This window comes from Leucobacter faecis, from assembly GCF_054456635.2.
In genome coordinates this window covers 340,648-355,693 of sequence record NZ_JBTJEP020000001.1, presented here as the reverse complement: position 1 = coordinate 355,693, position 15,046 = coordinate 340,648, and the positions used below count along the sequence as shown (strand labels likewise).

Sequence of the window (15,046 nt, the reverse complement as noted above, 5' to 3'; positions counted from 1 at the left end):
ATTCGTACCGCAGCCGGTTACAGTTGTGGCATGGCTATCACCGCAATGGACGACCTCGACCGCGCAATCATCCGCGAGCTCGAACAAGACGGCCGACGCTCGATGCGTGAAATCGCACGCAACCTCGACACCCCGGAGGCGACGATCCGGGCCCGCATGAAGCGACTGGGCGACCAGGGAATCCTGCGCATCATCGCGTTCGCAGACCCACACGAGGTGGGTGAATCGCAGCTCGCACTCGTGCAGCTGACGGTCGAGCCCGCGAGCCACGAAGCTGTCGTGGCGGCGCTCGTGGCAATGCCCGAGACGACATACGTGTCGACCGTGCTGGGCGAGAGCGACATCGTGTGCGAAGTGCGCTGCGCAGATAACCACGAACTCTGGGAGATACTCAATCTGCGCATCGCGGCCCTGCCGGGCGTGCGTTCGACCTCGACCAGGCCGATCCTCAAGGTACACAAGCTGATCTACGGCCGCACACGATAGCGCAGCCGGCGGGGCCACTAAACACGCGCAAAGATACGTCATTCCGCGCATGCCACGCGGTTAGGGTTCCAGCAGACTGGAAGCAGGGCTTGACGCCCGCCTTGATTCAATGTCGATCACGCGCGACTTTAGGAGAACCACATGTCTCACTGGCCCGGCGGGCAGCGCTATGCCGCCACGTTCAGCTTTGACTTCGACGCCGAAGAACTTTGGATTGGCGAGAACCCCGCCAACGCGCATTCCCCTGGCGTGCTGTCGCAGGGCGCCTATGGACCCAAAGTGGGCGTGCCTCTGATTCTTGAACTACTGCGTAAGTACGGTGTCACCGCCACGTTCTACATACCCGGTAAAGATGCGCTGCGGCACCCCGACGCGGTGCGTGCGATCATCGATGCAGGCCATGAAGTCGCCCACCACGGGCATTCGCACACTAATCCCACCACGCTCACGCTTGAGGAAGAGCGCGCGGAGCTCGAGCAGGGTCTTGCGACGCTGCACTCGTTCGGGGCGACCGTTACCGGATACCGCTCACCCTCGTGGGAGTTCACACCGCACACGCTCGACCTGCTCGCGGAGGCAGGCTTGCGCTACAGTTCGAATCTGCTCGACCACATCTTGCCGTATCAGCATGAGACCCACGACCTCATTGAAGTGCCCGTGTCGTGGCTGCTCGATGACGCCCCGCACTTTTGGTTTGCAAACGATACGTGGGAGAAGACGATTCGTTCGCCCCGCGAAGTGCTCGACGTGTGGCTCCCCGAAATCGACGGCATCGCAGATCTCGGCGGGCACGTCATGCTCACATTTCATCCGTTTCTCACGGGCCGTCCCTCTCGCCTGGCGTTCCTTGAGCGGTTGTTGCAGCACGTCACTTCGACGGGGGCCTGGATCGCCCCGACCACAGACATCGCCGAGCACGCCCGCGCCCAGATTGCGGCGCACGGGCCGCTCGCACTGAACACCACAGGAGTCCTGGCATGAACGCCACCCGCTACCCCCGTATTCGCGTCTCAGGCGACGCCATCACCCGCTCCCGCCAGTACGGCGAGCTAGCACGAGCTCAGATTCGCGTCACCCGCGAGGGCTATGAGCGCGCATTCGCTGCGAAGGGAGTGGCGTGGGACGAAGCGACCGCTTTTGCACTCGGATTTGTGCCCGCGATTCGCGCCCACTTCCCCCAGCTACTCACCGAACTTGAGGGCATTGCCCAGGGGGCTGGGCTGCCGTTCGCCGATGTGCTCGCGATGAACTGCCGTACCGAGATCCTCTGGCGGCAGGCCGTGTCAAAGGCGGGCGCCGTAGCTCCTTGGCTGCGCGGAGAATGCTCAAGCTTCGCCCTCGAACCCGATCGCGTTGAGTGGGGGCAAGCAGTCGTTGCGCAAAACTGGGACTGGCTCGACGTGCTCGCTGACGGTGTCATCGTGCTCGAAACCGAGCGCCAAGACGGGCCCAACTTTGTGTCCGTCGTAGAAGCAGGCCTTCTCGCGAAGACCACCCTCAACCAGGCGGGCGTCGCAATCGGCATCAACACGATCGTGTGCTCCCTCGACGGCGGCTCACACGGGGTGCCGTTTCACGTGCTGGTGCGGGCGGTCGCAGACGCCCGTCATATCTCTGACGCCGTCGAAATGCTTGCGAGTGTGCCCCGCGCATCATCTGGCAATTACATTCTCGCGACCGCAGACGGGGCGGTCCTTAACATCGAGACAGCCCCCGGCGACGCCCGCACTCTACACCCATTAACCGCGGTGGGCGGCGCAGTCGCCCACACCAACCACTTCGTGCGTACCCCGGCAGGCGGCTACGACCTCGCCCCCGCGTCAATGGCTGACAGCTTCGTGCGGCTCGGGCGACTCACCCGCACCGTCGTCACACCGCAAGGCACGCTCAGCCTCTCTGACATGCAAGCGGCGCTCGCCGACCACGCCGATGCGCCCAGCTCGATTTGCTGCCACCCCGACACCCGCTCAGACCGTGCCGCCCAGTGGGCGACCCTCGCCTCAGTGGTGTTGGACCCGGCTGGCCGCACGATTCATCTGGCAGAAGGCACCCCGTGCAATACGCCGTGGCACACGCTCGATTACGCGGAGCTGCTCGCACCCGATGCCTCCGCTCCATCCGACGCACCCGCTCCATCTCACGAGCTGGCCCAGTAATCTGTAACCTTACAGTCCCCGCTTCGCGCAAGGAGGCCCCTGTGAGTCACGCTCCCGTGAACTCGTTTCGCTTTGTGCTCCCCGTCGACGGCCACGTCGCCGCCGACGGGGGCGGCGGGGCCCTATTACGCGAGGCCCTCGAGACCACCGATCTGCTGCGCTACGCACGCAGGCAACGAGATTCTGTGCACGACCGCATCAGGTTTCTGCTCGAGCTCGCCGCGTCACGCCGCTGGCTCGAGGTGACGCTCGCCACCGACTATGCATCGGGTGCCGCCGCGACGCTCGTGACAGCAACGCTCACGCAGTTGCCGCACCGGCTCACCCCGCGCGAGCTTGAAGTGCTCACCCTCGTCGCCGCGGGGCATTCAAACCCGGCCATAGCCGAAGCACTGTTTACGAGCCCGCGCACCGTATCAACCCAGGTTGAAACGATTCGCGGCAAGCTCGGAGCGATCAGCCGCACCGCGGCCGGTGTGCTCGCGGTGCAGCACGGCTGGGCTCGCATGCCCATGCCCGTCGCGGCCGAGGCTCTGGGGGCCCTCGACATCGCGGCGCTCGTCACCGAACCTACCCCGCACAGCGCGACCACCCAGTCGGCCCGGATCGCTTCGGCTCACTCGGCTCAGGCGTCACGGGCCCCGCACCCCATCAGGCTCGCGCTCGTCTACCCACAGCAGGGCCCTGCCCGGCACGACGGTACCCAGTCGCGCCGCGGCGCCGAGCTCGCGGTCGAAGAACTGAACGGAGCCGGGGGCGTGCGCGGCCGCTTCATCGAGACCGTACACGTCGATGCCGACATCTACACGGCCGATGGCGTCGCTCGCACCTTCGAAACACTGCGCAATCTCGAAGTGCACGGTGCGCTCATGAGCTACGTGTTCGACGAACAAGCCGCCCTCGACGCAGCCAGCTCGCTCACGATCCCGGTGCTGCACACGATGACCTCCAGCAGGCATCTGGCTGCGCTCGCCCGTGATCCGGATCGCTATCGCACGCTGTTTCAGTGCGTGCCGCCCGAATCCAATTACGGCCCGGGGCTCGCACGGTTTCTCGAGCTGCTTGATACGCGCGAAGACGGCACGAGTGGCGCGCACGAACGCACCGTGCGATTTGTAGAGACCACCGTCGACAGCGGCCAGATCGCCGATGCGGCTACGCTCGCGCTGCTCACCGAGCGCGGTTGGCGCACGCAGCGGGTTGATCCGCTGCCCGAGGACGCCGCCGCGATTGACGCGCTCGTCGCAGAAATTACGCTTGACCCGCCGACGGTGCTCGTCGTGAGCGAGTTTCTGCCGTCGATGTTGGCAGCGCTGCTGCTGCGGTTGCACGCGGCAGGGTGCCCCTCGGTCATTTACACGATCTATGCGCCGTCGGTGCCCGAGTTTGTGACAGAGATGGGAGCCGCAGCCGAAGGTGTGGTGTGGGCGACCGTCTCTGGCACGTATGCCGACCCGTTCGGCGCACAGTTTCGCAGCGCTTATGCCGCGCGTTACGGCGTCACACCCGGGCTGTCGCAGGCCGGGCTCGCCTACGACATGGCACAGGTACTCGCGGGTGCGTGGCGGCTGGCGGCAGACCCGAGCGATGTGCCAGGCACACTCACGGCGCTACGCGCGACGCGATACCGCGGTGTGAACGGCAGCTATAACTTTGCGGCCGGGTTACAGTCAACCGTCGCATACCCCGAGCAGACGAGTGACCCGTCGATGGGCAACGCCCAACTGATCTTTCAAGTCCAAGATGGCGAACACCGCTGCCTCGGCCCCGAGCCCTACACCGACGGCGCATTTCGCTGGCGTGCGCCGTCGGCCTAGGGTGCGCCGTGCGTTACGCCGCCGGGCGGTTCTCTGTGTGCGGCTCAGTCACGTAGATCATGTTGCCGTCGGGGTCAAAGAACGGACGGTAGCGGTACCAGACGCCCGAGGGGTGCTGCCAGGTCGTGATCTCGTCGTGCACCCAGGTGACCTTGCCGTCGAGCTCAGCGATCGTATCGTCGAGGTTCTCAATCTCAAACGCAAATGAGTCCATGCCAACCGGGTCTTCTAGGTTCACCGATGAGCGACGGAACACGTCGCCCGCATTCGTGGTGTGGAAGATGTAGAGCGTCACGTTACCGAAGTCGATGCCGGCCCACTGCTCTTCGGGCACGTCGCTCGCCTCGTACGGCAGGTAAAACGGCAGCCCCAGCAGCCCGTTATAGAACTCGACGAGCCTGGGCACGTCGTTGGTGAGAATATCGAAGTTGTCCATGCGCTTGAGCTGCAACGCCATTGTCTTGTCCTTACATGTCACGAAGAATGTGTGAAGTGTTTACGCTTCCACTTTAGAAAGCTCGGGCTCCCTCGGCATCGGTACTTTGACGTAATCACGCGACGCCTCAGACACGCCATCGATAGTTAGCGCAACACGCGTGACAACGGCCCGGCACACACTAGAATCCTGTGGTGAGCATCTACGGTCAATTGGGCAAGAACCCCGGCGTATTTCGAGTACTCTCCTCGCAGCTGCTGGCGCGATTTCCGTTTGGCATGCTCTCGATTATTCTGCTGCTGCACATTCAGTTAGCGTACGGCGACTACACGTCAGCGGGCCTCGTGCTCGCCACTCAGAGCGTGGGCCAGGCTGTGTCGGGCCCACTGAGCAGCCGCTTCATGGGCCGCTGGGGCATGCGCCCGGTACTCACCGTCACGTCGGTGCTGTGCGCGGTGTTGCTCGCCACGATCGCCGTGACCAAGCTGCCGCTCTTCGTCGTCGCGGTGCTGGCACTGGGTGTGGGGCTCGCAACTCCCCCGGTTACGCCCGCCGTGCGCACCATGTATCCGCGGCTCGTGCCTGGCAACCAGCTCTCGGCACTCTTCTCTCTCGATGCTGCGGCGCAAGAGCTCATCTGGGTGCTCGGCCCGGTTGTCGCCGTGCTCGTGTCATCGCAGTTTGGCACGACCGTGGGACTTCTCACCGCTGCCGGGTTCATGCTGCTCGGCGGCGCCTGGTTCATCATGAGCCCGGCACTCGGCAGCCTCAAGCTACCCGCCGCGAAGCGCGGCTTCGGTGCGGTGCTGCGCTACCCCAGCGTCATTATCTCGACCGTGATCGGGTTCTTCTTCGTCGCGTCGTTCGCCGCGATCGAAGCGGGCATTGTCGCGGCGTTTCGCGGCCCGACCGGCGAAGACCAGGGCAGCCTCGAATCTGGCGTCGTGCTCGCCCTATTCGCGGGCGGCTCCCTCGTGGGTGGCCTACTCATCGGTCACCGCGACATGCGACCGTGGTCGCTCGCGCTGCGCATGACGATCGTGCTCGCTGGCACTCTCGCCTGCCTCGTAAGCCTCAACATCTGGTGGCTCAGCATCGTACTGTTTCTCGGTGGAATCGGCACCGCGCCCGCATTCGCCGCGATCTCAAACATCGTCAGCGCGTCAGTGCGGTTCTCTGAGACCGCTGAAGCGTTTGGCTGGGTCGGCACGGGGCAGCTCGTGGGAGTCGCCACCGGATCTGCCATCGCTGGCATGGCCATCGACGTGGCTGGGCCGCGCGGCGCCATCATGGTGTCGGCGATCGTGCTCGGCATCGGCACGCTCTGCGCGCTCGCGGCGATGCGCTGGATCCCCGATCTTAAGGGCCGCATCATCGAGCCTCCCGCCGACACCGGCACGATCACCATTCCCCTGCCCTAGCTCGCTCGGCTAGTCGGTCGGTCACAATTTGACACCGGATCGGCGCCCCGCTGTCGCGGCCGCCCCGGCGCACCTATGGTGTGACCATGAACGGTAAACGATTCACGATGCGCGCAGCGGCGGTGGCGCTCGCGTTCGGCCTGCTCGCTTCGCTTGTGGGTTGTGCAAGTGGCTCTTCGGGATCAGACAGCGCGGGTGGTGCGGGGCTCGCCTTCGACGGCGCATCGTCTGCGCAGGATGAGTCTGCGCGCAACAAGCTCGAGGTATCGCCGGAAGCCACGTCAGACATGGAAATGGATCCAGGCCAGCACGTTATCTCTACCGCCGAGGTGCAGCTCGAAGCACAACACCCCGACGAAGCCGCCGACGAGGTCACGCAGGCGGTTACGAAGCTGGGCGGCAGCGTCGAATCTCGCACCGTCTTTCGCGCGACGGGCGACACCCCCGCGAGTGCTTCACTCACGGTACGCGTGCCGCCCTCGCAGCTTGAGGCAGCCATTGCGACACTGAGTGACGTCGGCGAGGTGCTGTCTCAAACCAGCTCAGCGCAAGACGTCACTACCCAGTACGTCGATCTCGAGGCCCGCATCAAAGCTCTCGATACTTCGGTGAAGCGGCTGAACGACCTCATGGCCGGGGCGGCCACCACGAGCGAGTTGATCGAGGCCGAGGGCGCGCTCACCCAACGCCAGCAAGAGCTCGACGGGTTGCGCGCCCAGTTCAAGGCGCTCGACGAACAGGTGTCTGAGTCGACGATTTGGGTGTCAATCACGGCCCCGAGTGTGCTGCCCGGCGGCGGCCCCTCCAATTTCTGGGACGGGCTCATGGCGGGCTGGGCGTCCCTCATAGCAACTGGTGCGGGCGCGGTCGTGGTTCTCGGGGTGCTGCTGCCGTGGCTCGTCGTCGCCGGTGTCGCGGCGATCGTGGTCGTGGCTATTGTGCGCTCGGCACGCCGTCGACGCCGGCGCAAGCAACCGAGCGCGTTAGGCGTCGGGGACCAACACGGGAGTGTCGCGGTTGAGACTGCGCCCGGTGAAGAACGGGCGTGATCCGGCACGAAGCCACCAGAAACCCATGAGCACAAAGCCCACCAGTATCGCCCCGACGCCGATGACGAACGCGCCGCCCACCCCAAAGATCACGGTGTAGCTGTAGCCGACATTGATCATGTCGATCGCGGACTGCACGAAAGCGTAGCCGAGCATAATGCCGCCTAGCGCCGGCAGAATGCCGCGCAGCCACAGGTTGCGGGCGCTGTCGCGCAGGGTGTCGCGGAAGTACCAGACGCAGCCAAACGACGTGATGGCGTAGTAGAGCGCGACCGCGAGCCCCATCGAGGTGAGCGAGTCGGCGAGCATGTCTTCAGACAGGATCGACATGCCGACGTAGTACACGATCGCCGCGGCGCCCATCACGGTCGTCGAGAACCACGGGGTTTTGAACCGGGGGTGCAGCTCAGCGAACTTCGCGGGGAGGGCGCGATATACCGCCATCGACAGAGTGCCGCGCGCAGTCGGCAGAATGGTGGTTTGCGTCGATGACGCGGCCGAGAGCATGACCCCGAGAATCAAGAACCAGCCCCAGGGGCCGAAGAGGGCGCCGCTCAAGACGGTGAACACGTCATCGAGGTTGGCCTCGTTCGTAAGCCCAAAGCCCGTGTTACCGAAGCCAGCGAACATCATCGCCGCCACCGAGACACCCACGTACAGCACGATGAGAATCACGATGCTCAAGAGCGCGGCATGACCGGGGGTCTTGCGCGGATTCTTCGTCTCTTCGTTGAGGGCAAGGCAGCTGTCCCAGCCCCAGTAGATGAAGAGTGCGAGCAGCACAGCCTGCATGAAACCGGACCAGCTCGTGAGCTCGGCGGGGTTGAACCAGTTCCAGTCGAAGGCGACCGAACCCGCGTTTGTTCCGTCTGAAGCGTGCAGCAGCGCCAGCACCCCGAATGCGAGCATCGCAACGGTTTGAATGACCATCAATACCATCTGCATGCGCTCGCCAATCTGCACCCCCACCGTGCTCACGAACGTCATGAGCGCCATGAACACCACCGACGTTGCGATGACGATGACGCGGTTATTCGCGAACTCGTCGTTACCCAGCAAGAGCCAAAAGTACTTACCCGTGATCTCGCCCACGTTGGCGAGCACCATCACCCCGGCAACAGCAACCGCCCAGCCGGCGATCCAGCCGGTCACCGGCCCAAATGCTTTCGTACCCCACACAAAGCTGGTGCCGCAGTCGGGCATCTCGCGGTTGAGTTCTTGATATGCGAGTGCCGCAAACACCATGGGAATACAAGCGACCACAAACACGAGCGGGGCCTGGGCGCCGACCGCGACGATCACATAGCCGAGAGTCGCGGCGAGCGAATAGAGTGGCGCTGTTGAAGCAAGCCCGATGACAGTGGAGCCCACAACACCCAGGGCGCCCTGGTTAAGCCCCTTACCGACGTGAATGTGGCCGGTCTCGGTGGCGTTTTTTAGAGTGTGTTTCGTCATTGGCACTTCTTTTCCGGCGACGTCGCCGATGGTGAGTTTCTAGATCTACATCGTTTGAGTGAGGTGGCCTCATTGCGTCTCGTACGTTGTCATTCTGCCAGACAATGACGTTGACAAATTACACCCGAGGCCTATTTCTACGGAATTCGTTGTCAACTTATCGATACACGCATGAAACCGAAGCTGAGATGTGGCTGACATGCGCATATTGCGGCGCTGCGAGCTAGTGCCAAACGTACGGTTGTGGGAGACTAAACAGTGTCATCCACCACAACGACGTTACTGAAGGAGTCAGTCTGATGAGCACGTTCGCCGTCATCAACCCGGCCACGGGCGAGACCGTTGCCGAGTACCCCGACGCAACCGCCGCCGACATCGAGGCGGCACTCACCTCGGCGCAGAGCGCCTACAAGGAGTGGGCACGCAAGACCAGCGTTGCCGAGCGCGCAGCACTCGCAAAGCGCGCAGCAGAACTGTTCGACGAGCGCAAGGACGAGCTCGGCGCGATCATCAACCGCGAGATGGGCAAGCCCCTCGAGCAGTCTGTGGGCGAGGCCGAGTTCTCGGGCGCCATCACCGCAGCATTCGCCGACAACGCTGAGAAGTGGCTCGCCGACGAGGTACTCGAGGTCGAAGACGGCCTCAAGACCTTCGTGCGCCACCAGGGCACCGGCGTGATCCTCGGCATCATGCCCTGGAACTACCCCTACTACCAGGTCGCACGCTTCGCAGTGCCCAACCTGGTGCTGGGCAACACGATCGTGCTGAAGCACGCGGCACAGTGCCCCGAGTCAGCCCTTGCACTCGAGCAGCTGTTCCTCGACGCTGGCTTCCCCAAGGGCGCCTACGTCAACATCTTCGCGACGCACGACCAGATCGCCGACATCATCAAGGACGATCGCGTGCAGGGCATCTCGCTCACCGGGTCGGAGCGCGCGGGCGCAATCGTGGCCGAGCAGGCCGGCCGCGAGCTTAAGAAGTGTGTGCTCGAGCTGGGCGGCTCTGACGTCTTCCTCGTGCTCGACACCGACGATCTCGACCACGCTGTTGAGCACGCCGTCGGCGGCCGCATGGAGAACACCGGCCAGGCGTGCAACGGCTCGAAGCGCATCGTCGTCATGGACAAGTACTTCGACGAGTTCGCTGAGAAGTTCAAGGCCGCCATCGCTGGCCAGTCGTACGAGGCGGGCGACTTTGGCCCCATGTCGTCTGACGCCGCGACGAAGAACCTCACTGCACAGGTGCAGGGTGCGCTCGACCAGGGCGCCGAGGTGCTCGTGGGCGATAACACCCCCGAGGGCAACCTCTACACCCCCACGGTGATCACCAACATCACCCCCGCGATGGACGTGTACAGCCAGGAGCTCTTCGGCCCCGTCGCACAGCTGTACAAGGTCTCGAGCGACGAAGAGGCGATCGAACTCGCAAACTCGTCGCCCTACGGCCTCGGCTCGGTCGTCATCTGTGATGACCTCGAGCGCGCAGAAGAGATCGGCAACCAGCTCGACGTGGGCATGGTCTTCATCGGCGGCGCAGGCCTCGAGGGCGCAGACGTGCCCTTCGGTGGCGTGAAGAAGTCGGGCTACGGCCGCGAGCTCGGCAAGGGCGGCATGCTGGAGTTCGCCAACAAGAAGCTCTTCCGCTTCGCTGGCTAATTAGCCCAGTAGCAACGAGGGCCCGCAAACCAACCGGTTTGCGGGCCCTTCTACGTTCACTGTCGGTGCGCGTGTCGCGGCGTCTCAGTCGCCGCTTTCAATACCGCGATTGACCATGTTCATGAGAATAGTGATCAAAGTTTCACGCTCGTCTTCGGTGAGCAGCGCCGCCCACCGTTGCTCGCGCGCGTTGTACTCACGAAACGCGTCGGCGAACAATTCTCGCCCTTTGGTGGTCAACGACAAGAGAAGCACCCTGCGATCATCTGGTGAAGTGCGGCGCGAGAGCAACTCTTGCTTGACCATCGAGTCAACTAGCGCCGATGCGGTCGCTTTCTTGAGATTTGCAAACTTGATAATGCGACGCAACTCGATCTCTTCATTGAGGTGAGCCATTAAAAGCACGTTGAGCATAGCTCCGTTGAGGTCGGTATGACCCGACAGATGCTCGCGCAGGTCGTAGAAGACCATATTTGATGCCGTGCGCAGCGTCATACACAGCCGCATTGCCGCGGCGTCAACACCCGCCACTTCTGCGGGCACAATACGTGTTGCGAGGTTGCGCACCTCCCACATCTCGAGTTCGAGCGGCGGCTGATTCTTCATTGTTTTCGCCATATCCTTCTCCCCTGTTTGTGCACGTTGCCTAGAGCACCCGCGTCAAGCACGCCACCCTCTAACCAGGATAACCAAACGGTAACGATAGTTCACAATTAGATTGTTCAGATCTAGACAATCTTAATTTGGACGATATTGTTATTTCAACGCTCCGCACAGTCGCGCAGCGTGTCACGAGAGGAATCAATGGAGCATCGTCGCCTTGGACACTCTGAACTTCAGGTCCCCACCCTCGCCTTGGGCTCGTACCACGTGTATGACCGGCTCAGTCTGACCGAAGCAACCGAACTCATCGGGGCCGCACACGCTGCGGGAGCAACCTGGTTTGATGTGGGCCACTACGCATCGGCCGCTTTTCCTGAAACACCAGTCTCAACCACCGATATTCGGTTTGGATTCGCCCGGGAGGCCGCGGGCATCGCCCGCGAAGACTATTTACACACCGAAAAGCTCTGGTACGGAGGCCCCCGCCCGAGTTTTAAGGCACAGCTCGCTGAGTCCCTGCCGCGTGCGCAGGTTGACTATGCCGACCTCGTGATCGAAAATCCCGATACCGCTTACTACTTCGGCACAAAAGTTGACATGACCGACATCGTCACACAAATGGCCGGTGTCATTGAAGCCGGTCTTGCCCGACACTGGGGCATTAATCATGCGACCGCGGGCGAACTACGCGAAGCGTGTGAATTCGCGCAGCGCGAGGGAATGCCACTACCGACCGTTTTACAGATTCCCTACAGCGCCATCGCACGCAAGATGGCCGAAGACCAAGAGCTGCAAGATCTCATCGCAGAGTTCGACCTTGCGATCCAGGTTTCAAACGCACTCGCAGTGGGCGTGCTCGCCGGCCGCCCCAGCTTTGCAAGCACGCGCCCGCTGGGCCCCGAGGGCATGACAGAGCACGCTGAACGAGTTTCACCCGAGTTTGCCGACATCGCAAACAGCGTCGGGGCCACCCCAGCGCAGCTCGCCCTTGCATTCGCGCTTACGGGGCCACGTGTAGCGTCTGTGCTCGCGGGCATGAGTAGTGTCGCCCAGCTGCAAGAAAACGTTGGCGCGCTGCCCCTCCTCGACCGCGAAGGGCCTTCACGTATCAGGGCGCTGCTCGCCGATCTGTCACAAAATGATCGCGAACTCACCGTCGGTGAACTCACGAAATAACCCACGACTACCTTGCTCACATCGGCTCAGCCTCGCTGGGCACACCGCAACGACGCGGCAATCAAAATCCAAGGAGAATCATGAATACCAATTCGACACTTCGCACCCGCTTGGGCGCAGTCATACTGTCGGTCACGCTGGCCACGACCCTCGCATCCTGTGCCCCAGCAGCGAAGTCTGAGGGCGGCAACGCGCAGACGTCACAGAGCGCCATCACCGTCGGCATGGTGGGCAGCAGCTCTGACGTACTACAGCCCTACGCGCAGCAGGGCTCCGTTTCAGGCGGTGCTGTCTACGACCAGCTCTATGAGGGTCTGGCCGCGACCAATGGCGACGGGGAGTTGGTCTACAAGCTCGCCGAATCTATTGAGCCGGGTGACTCACTCGATGAGTGGACAATCAAGCTGCGCGAGGGTGTGAAGCTGCACAACGGCGAAGATTTCACCGCAGAAGACGTGGTGGAGAGCATCAACTGGATGATCGACCCCGAAAATGCGTGGGCATTTGCCAAGTACCTCGACTTTATGACCCCAGAGAGTATGGAGATCGTTGATGATCACACCATCAATCTTCACCTCGACGAGCCTTACGGTCTCGTGCGCCAGATGTTCTCGATGGACCGGATCCTTATGCGCAGCCTCAAAGGCGCAAGCGTCGACGAGCCGGTGGGAACAGGCCCCTTTAAGATCGAATCTTTCGCACCGGGCCAGCAGACCGTCGTCACGAAGTTCGATGATTACTGGGGCGACCCCGCCACGCTGGACACCGTCACATTTACGTTCTTCCAAGATCAACAAGCCGTCTCAAACGCCATTAGGGGCGGGCAGATCGATGTCGCGCACGGCATCGCGTTCCCCGATATTCCGGCGCTCCAGGAAACCCCGGGGCTTGACACTCTCGTACACGAAACCGCGGCCACTCCCCTGGTGGGCATGCGCGTTGACACCACTCCGACTGACGACCCACGCGTGCGCGAAGCGATCCGCTTGGCCGTCGACCGCGACCTGATCGTCGAGAATGCGTTCGGTGGTTTCGCTTCGGTAGCAAACGACTTCATCGGCAAGAACACTGCCTGCCCTACCCCCGACGTACCGCAGCGCAAGCAAGATCTTGAAGCAGCAAAGAAGCTGCTGGCCGAAGCGGGCGCCGAGGATATCGAACTTGAAATTGTTACAGATGGAGCTCTTCCAGGCATGTCAGAGATGGCGCAGCTCATCACCGGAGACGTGTCAAAGCTCGGCATCAAGACCACGGTACGCAAGCTCGACGTAGCCACGTTCCTCGATCAGTGGCTCGAGTGGCCCTTCTACGTCGGACACACCTCAAGCCCGTACTTCGTGACGGCTACAGGGCACTTTAGCCCCGGTGGTTCAGAAAACGGCACCCATTTCGATGACTCTGAGTACAACGAACTCGTCAAGAAGTTATCGGCCACCGCTGACGAAGCAGAACAGTGCGGTTACATCACCCAGATGCAGCAGATTGAACACGAGCGAGGCGGATACATTGTGCCGATCTACGCCAAGAAGGTGACGGTCTTCTCAGATAAGGTCGATGGCCTGCAGCCCGATCTCTACGGGCGTTCGGCCTGGCGTCTCGACGGCGTCACCGTCGAAAACTGACCCCGAGATCGCACTCATTCACTGATATATATAGGAGAAATTTGTGACTTTTCACGTCCCCACCAGAATCAGCGGCCCCTCGGGTCTCGAAGTTTCAACGCTCGCGCTCGGCTCTTGGAATACTTGGGATCGCGCCTCACTGACCGAGGTCATCGAGACCGTAGACCTTGCTATTTCGTCGGGTGCCACGCTTTTCGACATTGGCATTTACGGCTATGCCCTCGAGCATCCGAGCGACGGTGATACCGACATCGTGTTGGCGCGCGCGATGCGTGAGCTCAGCCTTACACGAGATCAATACCAGATCGCGGCGAAGGGCTGGCTGCCTGAGACGCTCGGGCGCCCAGTGCAGCCACTCGCGGCTCAGCTCGATGCGATTCTACAGCGCCACGGCACCGACTACGCAGAGTTCCTGGTGCTCGGCGACGTGATGATAACACCAGAAACCTATCTGCCCACGCTCGAGCAGATAAAGGAGCTCATCGACACCGGCAGGGTGCGCGGCTGGTGCGTCAACAATTGGTCGGCCGCAGAAATCTCGCGTGCCACGGCCGAAGCGAACAGCATTGGGCTGCAGGCTCCTGACTACGCACAGCTCAAATATGGTCTCACTCGACGCACGATCCCTGAGGGCGCACCTATGTTCGAGCTCTGCAAGAGCCAGGGGCTCACCATTCAGGCATCTGACACCTTTGAGGGCGGCCTCATCTTCGGTGACACCGGGTCAACACGCATCATCGGCGGCGATATTGGCGGCACACACTCGCGCATTCGCGCCAGCGTAGATGCCATGCGAGACGCCGCCACAAGCTTGGGCGCCACCGTGGCGCAGCTCGCAATCGCTGTTCCGCTACTGAACCAGCACACCTCCAACGTGCTCATTGGTTCACGCACCCCGACCCAAACCGCTGAGAATCTCGGCGCGTTTGATCTTCTTGCCCGTCACTCACGCGATGAGATCCTCGCGGCAGCGGCCCCCTTCTGGTTTGACGCAGACGTGGTCTCGCCCGACGCGTCCTGGGGCACCACGCTGAGCGATGATCCGGCCAGTTATGTCGTGCGCGATCGCGTTTCGGGCGAGGTGCCCGAGCCCCCGAAGAACCCTGAGGGAGTTGGTTCAGCCGCAGCTTAGTTCTCACGCTTCTTCTTCACACCGCAGGTTGGACAGCT

General features: G+C 62.4%; 13 protein-coding genes. 10 read left to right on the top strand and 3 right to left on the bottom strand.

Translation table 11 applies throughout. The features are described 5' to 3' along the window. The first annotated feature begins 30 nt into the window (after positions 1–30). The 4 genes from ACXR2T_RS01590 (at position 31) to ACXR2T_RS01575 (ending at position 4,459) form a co-directional block, all read left to right on the top strand. Positions 31–486: an Lrp/AsnC family transcriptional regulator gene (locus ACXR2T_RS01590; RefSeq protein WP_458814053.1), complete on the top strand. Its 456-nt coding sequence runs from the start codon at positions 31–33 to the stop codon at positions 484–486. A 141-nt stretch (positions 487–627) separates the two neighbouring features. Then, the gene (locus ACXR2T_RS01585; protein ID WP_458840064.1) at positions 628–1,467 is read left to right on the top strand and encodes a polysaccharide deacetylase family protein; all 840 of its coding nucleotides are present in this window, start codon (positions 628–630) and stop codon (positions 1,465–1,467) included. Further along, a complete protein-coding gene (locus ACXR2T_RS01580) occupies positions 1,464–2,642 on the top strand; it encodes a C45 family autoproteolytic acyltransferase/hydrolase (RefSeq protein WP_458840066.1) in 1,179 nt (392 codons plus the stop codon). Before ACXR2T_RS01585 ends, ACXR2T_RS01580 begins: the two co-directional genes overlap by 4 nt. Positions 2,643–2,683: 41 nt before the next feature. After that, entirely contained in the window at positions 2,684–4,459 is a 1,776-nt protein-coding gene (locus tag ACXR2T_RS01575) for an ABC transporter substrate-binding protein (protein ID WP_458840068.1), read from the top strand. 13 nt (positions 4,460–4,472) lie between these two features. Here ACXR2T_RS01575 and ACXR2T_RS01570 read toward each other — a convergent pair whose 3' ends face one another. Next, a complete protein-coding gene (locus ACXR2T_RS01570; protein ID WP_458840070.1) occupies positions 4,473–4,916 on the bottom strand; it encodes a VOC family protein in 444 nt (147 codons plus the stop codon). A gap of 173 nt (positions 4,917–5,089) precedes the next feature. On the opposite strand from ACXR2T_RS01570, the gene ACXR2T_RS01565 reads away from it, so the two are divergent. After that, positions 5,090–6,316: an MFS transporter gene (locus ACXR2T_RS01565; protein WP_458840072.1), complete on the top strand. Its 1,227-nt coding sequence runs from the start codon at positions 5,090–5,092 to the stop codon at positions 6,314–6,316. A gap of 86 nt (positions 6,317–6,402) precedes the next feature. After that, entirely contained in the window at positions 6,403–7,365 is a 963-nt protein-coding gene (locus ACXR2T_RS01560) for a DUF4349 domain-containing protein (RefSeq protein ID WP_458840074.1), read from the top strand. Here the strand turns inward: ACXR2T_RS01560 and ACXR2T_RS01555 are convergent. Beyond that, entirely contained in the window at positions 7,300–8,820 is a 1,521-nt protein-coding gene (locus ACXR2T_RS01555) for an APC family permease (protein WP_458840075.1), read from the bottom strand. The two genes, ACXR2T_RS01560 and ACXR2T_RS01555, sit on opposite strands and share 66 nt — an antisense overlap. 299 nt (positions 8,821–9,119) lie before the next feature. Between ACXR2T_RS01555 and ACXR2T_RS01550 the strand changes: the two genes are divergently transcribed. Further along, a complete protein-coding gene (locus tag ACXR2T_RS01550; protein ID WP_458814037.1) occupies positions 9,120–10,475 on the top strand; it encodes an NAD-dependent succinate-semialdehyde dehydrogenase in 1,356 nt (451 codons plus the stop codon). Positions 10,476–10,559: 84 nt separating this feature from the next. Here ACXR2T_RS01550 and ACXR2T_RS01545 read toward each other — a convergent pair whose 3' ends face one another. Then, a complete protein-coding gene (locus tag ACXR2T_RS01545; protein ID WP_489945471.1) occupies positions 10,560–11,093 on the bottom strand; it encodes a MarR family winged helix-turn-helix transcriptional regulator in 534 nt (177 codons plus the stop codon). 186 nt (positions 11,094–11,279) lie between these two features. Here ACXR2T_RS01545 and ACXR2T_RS01540 point away from each other — a divergent pair, with 186 nt between their 5' ends. The 3 genes from ACXR2T_RS01540 (at position 11,280) to ACXR2T_RS01530 (ending at position 15,008) form a co-directional block, all read left to right on the top strand. Next, a complete protein-coding gene (locus ACXR2T_RS01540; protein WP_458840078.1) occupies positions 11,280–12,254 on the top strand; it encodes an aldo/keto reductase in 975 nt (324 codons plus the stop codon). An 80-nt stretch (positions 12,255–12,334) separates the two neighbouring features. Next, the gene (locus ACXR2T_RS01535) at positions 12,335–13,876 is read left to right on the top strand and encodes an ABC transporter substrate-binding protein (protein ID WP_458840079.1); all 1,542 of its coding nucleotides are present in this window, start codon (positions 12,335–12,337) and stop codon (positions 13,874–13,876) included. A gap of 43 nt (positions 13,877–13,919) precedes the next feature. Then, complete coding sequence (locus tag ACXR2T_RS01530; RefSeq protein ID WP_458840080.1) at positions 13,920–15,008, top strand: aldo/keto reductase; 1,089 nt, start codon at positions 13,920–13,922, stop codon at positions 15,006–15,008. The last annotated feature ends 38 nt before the right edge of the window (positions 15,009–15,046 follow it).

What these genes read in the sequence shown, in the direction of transcription:
- ACXR2T_RS01580 (WP_458840066.1), top strand. Translation starts at nt 1,464, where the DNA reads ATGAACGCCACCCGCTACCCCCGTATTCGCGTCTCAGGCGACGCCATC.
- ACXR2T_RS01540 (WP_458840078.1), top strand. Translation starts at nt 11,280, where the DNA reads ATGGAGCATCGTCGCCTTGGACACTCTGAACTTCAGGTCCCCACCCTC.
- ACXR2T_RS01535 (WP_458840079.1), top strand. Translation starts at nt 12,335, where the DNA reads ATGAATACCAATTCGACACTTCGCACCCGCTTGGGCGCAGTCATACTG.
- ACXR2T_RS01550 (WP_458814037.1), top strand. Translation starts at nt 9,120, where the DNA reads ATGAGCACGTTCGCCGTCATCAACCCGGCCACGGGCGAGACCGTTGCC.
- ACXR2T_RS01560 (WP_458840074.1), top strand. Translation starts at nt 6,403, where the DNA reads ATGAACGGTAAACGATTCACGATGCGCGCAGCGGCGGTGGCGCTCGCG.
- ACXR2T_RS01590 (WP_458814053.1), top strand. Translation starts at nt 31, where the DNA reads ATGGCTATCACCGCAATGGACGACCTCGACCGCGCAATCATCCGCGAG.
- ACXR2T_RS01555 (WP_458840075.1), bottom strand. Translation starts at nt 8,820, where the DNA reads ATGACGAAACACACTCTAAAAAACGCCACCGAGACCGGCCACATTCAC.
- ACXR2T_RS01585 (WP_458840064.1), top strand. Translation starts at nt 628, where the DNA reads ATGTCTCACTGGCCCGGCGGGCAGCGCTATGCCGCCACGTTCAGCTTT.
- ACXR2T_RS01545 (WP_489945471.1), bottom strand. Translation starts at nt 11,093, where the DNA reads ATGGCGAAAACAATGAAGAATCAGCCGCCGCTCGAACTCGAGATGTGG.
- ACXR2T_RS01570 (WP_458840070.1), bottom strand. Translation starts at nt 4,916, where the DNA reads ATGGCGTTGCAGCTCAAGCGCATGGACAACTTCGATATTCTCACCAAC.